Genomic DNA, 9,656 nt, shown 5'->3' on the forward strand with positions numbered 1-9,656 from the left:
GTGCGGTTCGCCGACGTCTTCGCGGACCTCGACGCGCGGCAACCCGAGCACATGCCGAAGCCGGATCTCGATCGGATCCGCTCGATCGCCGAGCTCCTCGACGAACCACAGCGAACGTACCCGACGATCCATGTCACGGGAACGAACGGCAAGACGACCACCGCACGCCTCGTCTCGGCGCTCGCGTGTGCACATGGGCTCGTTACGGGCTTGTTCACATCGCCGCACCTCCGATCGGTGACCGAACGGATCCAGATCTGCGGCGAGCCGCTGTCGGAGAGCGAGTTCGCCGAGGAGTACGAGCACCTGTTGCCGGTCCTCGAGACGATCGACCGGCGCGTCGGACGCGCGACGTACTTCGAGACGCTCACCGCGCTCGGATTCCTGTGGTTCGCCGACAAGCCGGTGCAGCTCGCCGTGTTCGAGGTCGGCATGGGCGGGACGTGGGACGCCACGAACTTGATCGCCGGCGACGTCGCCGTCGTATGCCCCATCGGCCTCGACCATCCCGAACTGGGGTCGACGGTCGCCGAGGTTGCGACCGAGAAGGCCGGGATCATCAAGGAGGGCAAGGTCGCCGTCGTCCGTGAGCAGGTGCCCGAAGCGCTCGATGTTCTCGAACGGCGGAGCGCGGACGTGGGCGCAGTACTCATGCTCGAGAACCGCGACTGGGACCTCCATGCGCGCGTCCCGGCCGTCGGCGGCCAGGCCATCGCGGTGCAAGGGCTGCACGGCGCCTACGACGACCTGGTGCTTCCGCTGTTTGGTGAGTGCGCTGCGCGGAACGCGGCGGCGGCCATTGTCGCCACGGAAGCGTTGCTGGGCAAGGCGCTCGAGGACGGGGCCGTACATGAGACATTCGCGACCGCGACCTCACCGGGCCGCCTCGAGGTGATCGCTCGTCACCCACTCATCGTGCTGGACGGCGCGCACAACCCCGCCGCGGCCGAAGCGCTGGCCGCGGCGCTCGTCGAGTCGTTCACGTGGGAGCGGCTGCACCTGGTGATCGCGGCGTTCTCGAACAAGGACGTGGGCGGCGTCGTCGAGCGGCTCGCGCCGCTCGCCGACGCCGCCTACGCGGCCACCACCACCAGCGTTCGGGCGCGTCCGGCTTCCCAGATCGCAAAGGTCCTCGAGTCGAACGGCGTTCCGGCGACGTCGTTCGACGACGTCACCTCGGCGCTCGCGGCGGCGCGCGCCGTGGCCACACCCGCCGACCTCATTCTCGTAACGGGCTCTCTGTACACTGTCGCGGCCGCACGCGACGCATTGATCGGGAGCTCACAACCATGACCGTCGAGTCGACGCTGCTCATCGTGAAACCGGATGGGGTTCGTCGCGGCCTCGTCGGCGAGATCTTGCGTCGGGCGGAATCGAAAGGCCTGCGCATCGCCGAGATGCGCCTGACGACGATCGACCGCGAGCTCGCTCAGGAGCACTACGGCGAGCACCGAGACAAGGCGTTCTTCGCCGAGCTGGTCGACTTCATCACGTCGGGCCCGGTCGTGGTCGCGCGCCTCGAGGGCGAGAACGCCATCGATGTCTGGCGCACGCTGATGGGTCCGACCGACCCGAGAGGAGCGCCGCCCGGGACGATCCGGGGCGACCTGGGGCTCGTCATCACCGAGAACATCGTGCACGGCAGCGACTCGCCCGAGTCCGCGGAGCGGGAGCTCAAGCTCTTCTTCGGCTCGTGACCCGCGTGGACGTCGACGCGCTCGACGAACGGATCCGCGCGTACCTCGACCGGCGGATGGGCGAGCTCCTCGCCCCGGGGGTGCAGATCGCGTTGACGGACCGGGACCGAACGCTCGCCGTGGTGTGCCGCGGTTTCGCGAACGCCGAGGCACGTACGCCGGTCGAGTCGCATCATCGGTTCCAGATCGGCTCGATCAGCAAGGGCTTCACCGTGATGGCTCTCTTACAGGAGCGCGAGGCGGGCAACCTCGATCTCGACGCTCCGGTAACCGACTACCTGCCGTGGCTCGAGATCGCCTCGCCGTATGCGCCGATCACCGTTCACCACCTGCTGTCGCACACGGCCGGAATCGTCATCGGGGCGGAGGTCACCGGCGAGGGAACGCACGCGGTGTGGTCGCTTCACCAGCTCGAGCCGGGGTTCGCGCCCGGGGAGCGGTTCTGGTACTCGAACCACGGCTACAAGGCGCTCGGGTTGATCCTCGAACGGATCACCGGCCGGCCGTGGTTCGACGTCGTTCGCGAACGCGTCATGGCCGTCGCGGGGATGGAGGAATCGCCGCCGACGACCACGCACGACGTTCGGCCGACCCTCGCGGTCGGGTACGGCGCTCCGTTCGACGACCGGCCGTGGCAGCCGGCGCACGGACTCGCGCCCGCGGTGTGGTCCGAGAGCGGAACCGCGGACGGCACGATCTGCGCGACGGCGGGAGAGCTCGCCGGGTACGTGCGACTGGTGCTGAACCGCGGTGAGGGTGTCATCACGGATGAGAGCTTCGAGCTGATGTCGCGACCGATCGCCCCGGACCTCGATACGCCGGGCGACGTCTACGGCTACGGCTTGAAATGGGCCGAGGAGCGCTTCCTGGGCCACTCGGGATCGACGATCGGCTACGTGGCGCTCGCGCTGTGCGAGCCGCAGACGGGGTTTGGCGTCGCGATCTGCGCGAACGGGATGGGCCCGCGGATCCATCTGGCCCGGTTCGCCCTTGCGACCCTCGCTGCGGCCGCCGCCGGCGACGCGCTCCCCGACATCCCCGAGCCTGCCGACGAGGCGAGCATTCCCGGCGCCGAGCGATACGCGGGCCTGTACCGCGGGGAGCGGCGTTCGTTCGAGGTTCGGGCGGATGCCGACCGGCTCGTCCTCGCGGGGGAGCGGGACGCGAAGCTCGTCCCCTTCGACTCACCCGACTCGGGTTCGTTCCTCGTCGACGATCGCGAGCTCGACCGGTTCGTTCTTCGATTTGCCCTTTCGTCCCCAGGGCGGCCGACCGTGCTCGACCACGGTCCGGATCGGTACGTCCGTGACGGGGAACCACAATCTGCGCCGGCGCCCACGGAGCTCGACCCGTTCGTCGGTCATTACCGAACGCACGATCCGTGGCAGCCGAACATCCGTGTGTTCCTTCGGGACGGCGCGCTGTGGCTTCAGGACAACGCGTCCGACAACGCTCGTTACCACGAACGTCCGCTCGAACCGTTTGGGAGTGGTTCGTTCCGCGTCGGCGAGTCGTGGTCGCCCGACCGGATCCGGTTCGATGCGGTGATCGACGGGCGTGCGACGCGCGCGATCTACGACGGCGAGCCGATGTATCGGATGTTCACGCCGTAGCGGATCCGCTACTCGGTCTTGCGGAACGCGATGACTGCGTTGTGCCCGCCGAACCCGAACGAGTTCGACAGGGCCAGCCTCACGTCCATCTCGCGCGCCTCGTTGGGGACGTAGTCGAGGTCGCACTCGGGATCGGGTGTCTCGTAGTGGATCGTTGGAGGCACGACGCTCTTCACGATCGCGAGCACACAGACCGCTCCCTCTACGGCGCCGGCCGCGCCGAGCATGTGTCCGGTCATCGATTTGGTCGAGGAGATCGCCACGCCGTGCGCTGCCTCGTCCCCGAGCACGGCCTTGATCGCCGCCGTCTCGGCCGCGTCGTTCAGTTGCGTCGACGTTCCATGGGCGTTCACGTACGAGACGGCGTTCGGCTCCTCGTTCGCGTCGCGCAGCGCCCACTTCATCGCGAGCGCCGCCCCCGAGCCCTTGGGATCGGGGGCAGTGATGTGGAACGCGTCGTCCGAGGCGCCGTAGCCGGCGACCTCGCAGTAGATCCGCGCACCGCGTTCGCGGGCGCGTTCCTCCGACTCCAGCACCAGCGAGCATGCCCCCTCCGACAGCACGAACCCATCACGGGCCTTGTCGAACGGACGGGAGGCCGTCTCGGGATCCGGGTTGCGCGTCAGTGCCGTCATCTGCGCGAACGCGGCCACCGTCAGGGGGAGCGTCGCCGCCTCCGAACCGCCTGCGATGCAGAGGTCCAGGTACCCGTCGCGGATATACCGCATCGCCTCGCCGATCGCATGATTGGAGGAGGAGCATGCCGAGACCGTGGACAGGTTCGGACCGGTGAAACCGAACCGCATCGCGATGTGCCCGCTTGCCGCGTTCGCCATGAGCGCCGGCACCATGAACGGTGACACACGTCCGGCTCCCTTGTTCAGGAGGACCGTGTGCTGTTGGAGGAGCGTCTCGATGCCGCCGATGCCTGTGCCGAACACGACCCCGGCGCGATCGGACACGACCTCGGGCTTGCCGGCGTTCTCCCACGCGAGCGCCGCCGAGGCCATCGCGTAGTGGACGAACCGATCCGTGCGCCGGGCCTCCTTGGGATCGAGGAACGGGCTTGGATCGAAGTCCGGCACTTCCCCGGCGACCTTCACCGGGAGGTCGTCGGTTTCGAACGCCGTGATCTGGCGAATGCCGTTGCGTCCAGAGACCAGGCCGTTCCAGAACTCGTCGATGCCGGTTCCGACCGGGGTGACCGGACCGATGCCGGTGACGACGACGCGTCGCGCGTCGCGAGACGCCATCGGCGTCAAGAACCCCCGAGCTTCTGCTGGACGAGCGAGACGGCCTGCCCGACCGTCTTCACGCCCTCCATCTCTTCCTCGGGGATGTCGATGCTCCACTCTTCTTCGAGTGCGAGCACGGCCTCGACGAGGTCGAGCGAGTCCGCGTTCAGGTCCTCGGCAAACCGCGCGTCGGGAACGACCTGCGATTCGTCGACGGCCAGCTGTTCGGCCAAGACCTTGCGGACTCGGGCCTCGATCTCTTCCTTCTCCACCATGTTCCTCCCGTCCTGTGCGTTATCCAGTTGGTTGTCTCTGACACGCGGCCCATGCTAGGAGGTCGCCGCCTCCTCCGACTATGCGTCTTCACTACGCGGTGAGTCCTCCGTCGACCGGCATCGCAACGCCGTTGACGTACGACGCCTCGTCGGACATGAGGAACCGGACGACGTTCGCGATCTCCTCGAGCGTTGCGGTCCTTCCGAGGGGCGTCTGGTCCAGGTAATACGACTGGGCGCGGTCGTCGAGGTGCGAGGTCATCTCGGTCATCACGAGTCCGGGGAGGACCGCGTTCACCGTGATCCCCTTGCCGCCGACCTCTCGCGCGAGCGACTTCGTGAGACCGACGAGACCAGCCTTCGACGCCGCGTACGCGGTCTGTCCGGCGTTGCCCCGAAGGGCGACGACCGACGACATGTTCACGATTCGACCCCATCGCGCGCGGAGCATGCCGCGCATCGCCGCCCGGCTGCATAGGAAGGCGCCGCGCACGTTCGTGTCGAGGGTTCGCTCGAAGGTCTCCATCGCGTACGTGATGAGAAGGCCATCCTTCGAGAACCCCGCATTGTTGACGAGTCCCGTGATCGGCCCGAGCGTGTTGGCGACCTCGCGGAACGCCTCGTTCACGGATCCTTCGTCGAGTGTGTCCAGGCGAACGATCGCCCCGCGGCCTCCGGCCCCCTCGATCGCCTCGAGACCCTCCTTGGCGTCCGCGTCGCTCGTTCGGAAACCGATCGCTACGCTCCACCCGGCACCGGCGAGCGCTTCGGCGCACGCTCGGCCGATCCCGCGCGATCCGCCGGTGACGACGGCGACCTTCGACGTCACGATGCCGCCGGCCCGGTCCAGCGGATCAGGTTCGCACCCCAGGCGAGCCCTGCGCCGAACGAGGTGAGCAGAACCAGGTCTCCCTCCCGTACACGCCCGGCCCGCCAAGCGCGGTCGAGCGCGATGGGGATCGAAGCGGCCGACGTGTTCCCGATCTCGGCGACGTCGACGACCGCTCGATCCATCGGGACGCCGAGGCGCTCGGCGACCGCAATCATGATCCGCGAGTTCGCCTGGTGCGGGATCAGGAGGTCGACGTCCTCCGCGGTGTATCCGGACTTCTCCAAGAGCTGACGGCACGCGTTCGACATCTCGACCACCGCACGCTTGAAGACCTCTCGGCCGTTCGGCATCCAGATCGCGTGTTCGCTGGCGTCGACGGTCTCGTGCGACGCGGGCCTCGCAGAACCTCCGGCGGGAATGAAGAGGATCTCTGCCGAACGTCCGTCTGCTCCCAGTACCGATCCGATCACACCCGGCGATTCCGAGGGACGCATGACGACGGCCCCGGCGCCGTCACCGAAGAGGATCGACGTGCCGCGGTCGGTGAAATTCATGACTCGCGAAAGCACCTCGGCGCCGATCACGAGCACGGTCTCGGCCTGTCCCGACTCGATGAACGCGACCCCCGCGGACATCGCATACGAAAATCCCGCGCACGCGGCGTTCACGTCGAACGCCGGCGTTGTGATGTTCAGCTTTCGCTGCACCCACACGCCGGCCGATGGGATCGGCGTGTCGGGAGTGAGCGTCGCGCAGACGATCAGGTCGAGCTGCTCAGGTGCGATTCCTGCGCCCTCGAGGGCGATCCTCGACGCGGCAGCGGCGAGGTCCGAGGTCGCCTCGTCCTCCGCGGCGAAGTGCCGCTCGTAGATGCCCGTGCGCTCGCGGATCCATTCATCGCTCGTCTCGACGAGGGTCTCGAAGTACGCGTTGGGCACTACGCGTTCGGGCAGCACGGAGCCAACACCCACGATGGTTGCGTGACGCGACCTCATCGATCCCTCCTGGCCGTGGGGTTCGCAACATCGCTTCGCTCACGTGCGACCCCCGCGCGCCTCGCAGAGCGGCGGCGCGTTGCCGATCGAGCGACGAGGATATCGCCGGACGAAGGCCGTAGCCCTTTGGCGATCAGCGCAGCTCGGCGGCGAGCGCCGACGCCTCGCTCAGTGAGCCCACTGCGACGGCCCGCGCTCCCGGGACGACGCGCTTGGCAAGGCGCGTCAGAACGTCGCCCGGACCCGCTTCGACGAACACCTCGGCCCCGGCCGCCAGGAGCGATCTCACGCACGATTCCCACCGAACCGGTGACACCACGTGCCGTTTCAACAACGCACGGATTTCCTCCGGATCGGCGACGAGCTCCCCGGTCACGTTCGCCGCGATGGGGAATCGTGGCGCTCGGAACTCGGCGGCGTCGATCGTCGCGCCGAGCGGTTCGACCGCCGTTTCCATCAGCGGAGAGTGGAAGGCACCGGCGACCCTCAGGCGCACCGCGCGGACCCTTCGTTCCGCTGCGAGGGTCTCCGCCCGTTCGATCGCGGCGACGCTTCCGCTCATCACCACTTGTTGGGGTGAGTTCTCGTTGGCCACGATGAGCACGTCGCTTCCGCGCGCCTCGTCGCACAGCGCCGCGGCGTCTTCGGCGCCGACGCCGAGCAACGCCGTCATCGTTCCCGGACGCTCGTCGCCGGCCGCCTGCATTGCGCGTCCACGGACCGTCACGATCCGCAGCGCAGCGTCGAGATCCAGCACGGCGGCGGCGACGAGCGCGGCGAACTCGCCCAGGGAATGGCCCGCCGCGCCGACGAATCCCACCCCCTCGTTCTCGAGCGCGCGGAACGCGCCGACGTCGATCGCGAGCAGCGCCGGCTGTACGAACTCGGTGGTCTCGAGCGCGCTCTCGTCGCGACATCCCTCCACGATGTCGCGCCCGATCACGGCGGAGGCGTCATCGAGCACCGTTCGAGACGCGTCGTTTTGCGTCCACGCATCGGCCATGCCCGCGAACTGTGAACCTTGACCAGGGAACACGACGGCTGCGTTCGTCATCTGCGATGTCTGAAGCGACGCTTGAAAGCGTCTCGAACCCTAGTGCAGTGGTCGAGATGTCGGGAAACCGCAGGTCATGCGGGATGTAACGCTCGACATCGGCTCGACCGTGTATCGAGAGTTGCCACCGTCTTCAGGGCTCCTGTAGAACAGGCCGGAACCTATGGCCGAGAGGGTTCAGCGCACTCTTCCCGTATCCCCGGGCCGTCGAAACGCGGGCGAGGGGGTCTTCGGGTTCCTGGGTCAGGACATGGCGGTCGACCTGGGGACCGCGAACACGCTCGTCTACGTTCGGCGGCACGGCATCGTGCTGAACGAGCCCTCCGTCGTGGCGATCAACTCGCTCACGGGCGCGATCCTCGCGGTCGGCAACGAGGCCAAGCGCATGATCGGCCGCACGCCCTCGCACATCCAGGCCGTCCGACCACTGAAGGACGGCGTCATCGCCGACTTCGACGTCACCGAGAAGATGCTGCGCTACTTCATCCAACGGGTGCACAAGCGGCGTCTGCTGGCGAAGCCGCGGGTCGTTGTGTGCGTTCCCAGCGGGATCACCGGCGTCGAGCAACGCGCCGTCGAGGAGGCCACGATCGCCGCAGGCGCCCGTCGCGCCTACATCATCGAGGAGCCGATGGCCGCCGCGATCGGGGCCGGCCTTCCGATCCACGAGCCCGCCGGAAACATGATCGTCGACATCGGCGGCGGCACCACCGAGGTCGCCGTCATCTCGCTCGGTGGCATCGTGACATCGACGAGCGTTCGGATCGGGGGCGACGAGCTCGACGAGTCGATCATCAACCACATCAAGAAGGAGTACTCGCTGCTCCTGGGTGAACGGACCGCCGAAGCGATCAAGCTCTCGATCGCGTCGGTGTACCCGATGCAGGAGGAGCTGCTCGCCGAGATCCCCGGGCGCGACCTCGTCAGCGGTCTTCCGAAGACGATCCAGATCACCGACGGCGAGGTCCGCACGGCGATCGAGGAGCCGGTGACCGCCATCATCGATTCCATCAAGACCACGCTCGACCGGACACCGCCGGAGCTGGCCGGCGACGTGATGCATCGAGGCATCGTGCTGACCGGCGGGGGAGCGCTGCTTCGCGGTCTCGACAAGCGGCTCATCCACGAGACCGGGATGCCCGTTCGGATCGCCGAGAGCCCGCTTTCGTCGGTGGCGATCGGGTCCGGCAAGTGCCTGGAGGAGTTCGAGGTCCTTCAGCGAGTCCTGGTGAGCCCCTCGCGGAGGTAACGGCGCGGTGGCCATGCGCACCCGCGCGCGGAGCACTCGCCTCCTCGTCGTCGCGCTCGTCTCGGCGTCGCTCGTGACGATCACGATCGATTACCGCCAGGGCGACGGCGGCCCGCTCGCGGCTGCGGGCGACACGGCGCTCACGTTGATCAGCCCGTTGCAAGAAGCGGTATCCAAGGTCACCCAGCCGATCGGCAACTTCTTCTCCACGCTCGTCCGTCTTCCGTCGATCCGGCGCGAGCTCGAGGACGCGCGGGAGCAGATCGCGGAGTTTCGAGCGGAGTTCGGGGAGGTGCGCTCGGATCAGACGCGCCTGGCGGAGCTCGAGGCGATCCTTGGGTTGCAGGACAGCCTCAGCCGGCGGCTCGAGACGCTCGCCGCCGAGGTGATCGCCTACAGCGTCTCGAACTTCGAGTGGACGATCGAGATCGACCACGGCTCGAGCGACGGGGTCGCTGAGGATATGCCCGTCATTGCCAGCGGCGGACTTGCCGGCCACGTCGTCCGTACCAGTCCGAGCTCGTCGGTCGTTCGGTTGATCATCGACCCCGACTCCGCGGTCGCCGGTCGGCTCGAGGGCTCCGGCGAGCCCGGGCTCCTCGTCGGCGATGGCGAGGATGACCTGCGGATGGAGCTCGTCGACGCGGACACCGAGGTCATGCCCGACGAAAACGTCGTCACGGCGGGGTTCCGTATCCCCGGTGTC

The 9,656-nt window shown here is 67.9% G+C and carries 10 protein-coding genes; 5 read left to right on the forward strand and 5 right to left on the reverse strand.

Going from position 1 to position 9,656, the window contains the following annotated elements:
* From VFA08_07195 to VFA08_07205, 3 genes are read left to right on the forward strand one after another with little or no spacing between them, the layout of a single operon-like run.
* On the forward strand, positions 1–1,293 hold the full coding sequence (locus VFA08_07195) for a Mur ligase family protein (protein HYZ13378.1): 1,293 nt from the start codon (positions 1–3) through the stop codon (positions 1,291–1,293).
* Entirely contained in the window at positions 1,290–1,697 is a 408-nt protein-coding gene (ndk, locus tag VFA08_07200) for a nucleoside-diphosphate kinase (GenBank protein HYZ13379.1), read from the forward strand. Before VFA08_07195 ends, ndk begins: the two co-directional genes overlap by 4 nt.
* Entirely contained in the window at positions 1,694–3,310 is a 1,617-nt protein-coding gene (locus VFA08_07205) for a serine hydrolase (protein HYZ13380.1), read from the forward strand. Before ndk ends, VFA08_07205 begins: the two co-directional genes overlap by 4 nt.
* Before the next feature lie 8 nt (positions 3,311–3,318).
* Here the strand turns inward: VFA08_07205 and fabF are convergent, their stop codons facing one another.
* The 5 genes from fabF to VFA08_07230 all read right to left on the reverse strand — a co-directional run bounded on the left by fabF (position 3,319) and on the right by VFA08_07230 (position 7,701).
* The gene (fabF, locus tag VFA08_07210) at positions 3,319–4,563 is read right to left on the reverse strand and encodes a beta-ketoacyl-ACP synthase II (GenBank protein HYZ13381.1); all 1,245 of its coding nucleotides are present in this window, start codon (positions 4,561–4,563) and stop codon (positions 3,319–3,321) included.
* Between the two features lie 5 nt (positions 4,564–4,568).
* The gene (gene acpP, locus VFA08_07215) at positions 4,569–4,817 is read right to left on the reverse strand and encodes an acyl carrier protein (GenBank protein HYZ13382.1); all 249 of its coding nucleotides are present in this window, start codon (positions 4,815–4,817) and stop codon (positions 4,569–4,571) included.
* Positions 4,818–4,911: 94 nt separating this feature from the next.
* Positions 4,912–5,649, reverse strand: coding sequence for a 3-oxoacyl-ACP reductase FabG (fabG, locus tag VFA08_07220; GenBank protein ID HYZ13383.1), 738 nt, complete (start codon positions 5,647–5,649; stop codon positions 4,912–4,914).
* Positions 5,646–6,647 (reverse strand): beta-ketoacyl-ACP synthase III, encoded by a 1,002-nt coding sequence (locus VFA08_07225; protein ID HYZ13384.1) that lies wholly within the window; start codon positions 6,645–6,647, stop codon positions 5,646–5,648. The genes fabG and VFA08_07225 overlap by 4 nt, the downstream gene beginning before the upstream one ends.
* A gap of 133 nt (positions 6,648–6,780) precedes the next feature.
* Positions 6,781–7,701, reverse strand: coding sequence for an ACP S-malonyltransferase (locus VFA08_07230; protein HYZ13385.1), 921 nt, complete (start codon positions 7,699–7,701; stop codon positions 6,781–6,783).
* 163 nt (positions 7,702–7,864) lie between these two features.
* On the opposite strand from VFA08_07230, the gene VFA08_07235 reads away from it, so the two are divergent.
* Together VFA08_07235 and mreC are read left to right on the forward strand one after the other, a co-directional pair.
* The gene (locus tag VFA08_07235) at positions 7,865–8,950 is read left to right on the forward strand and encodes a rod shape-determining protein (protein HYZ13386.1); all 1,086 of its coding nucleotides are present in this window, start codon (positions 7,865–7,867) and stop codon (positions 8,948–8,950) included.
* Positions 8,951–8,963: 13 nt separating this feature from the next.
* Positions 8,964–9,656, forward strand: a 693-nt coding sequence (mreC, locus tag VFA08_07240; GenBank protein ID HYZ13387.1) for a rod shape-determining protein MreC, incomplete at its 3' end; no start/stop codon positions are given.

This window comes from Actinomycetota bacterium, from assembly GCA_035640355.1.
Classification (GTDB): Bacteria; Actinomycetota; UBA4738; order UBA4738; family HRBIN12; genus CALGFI01.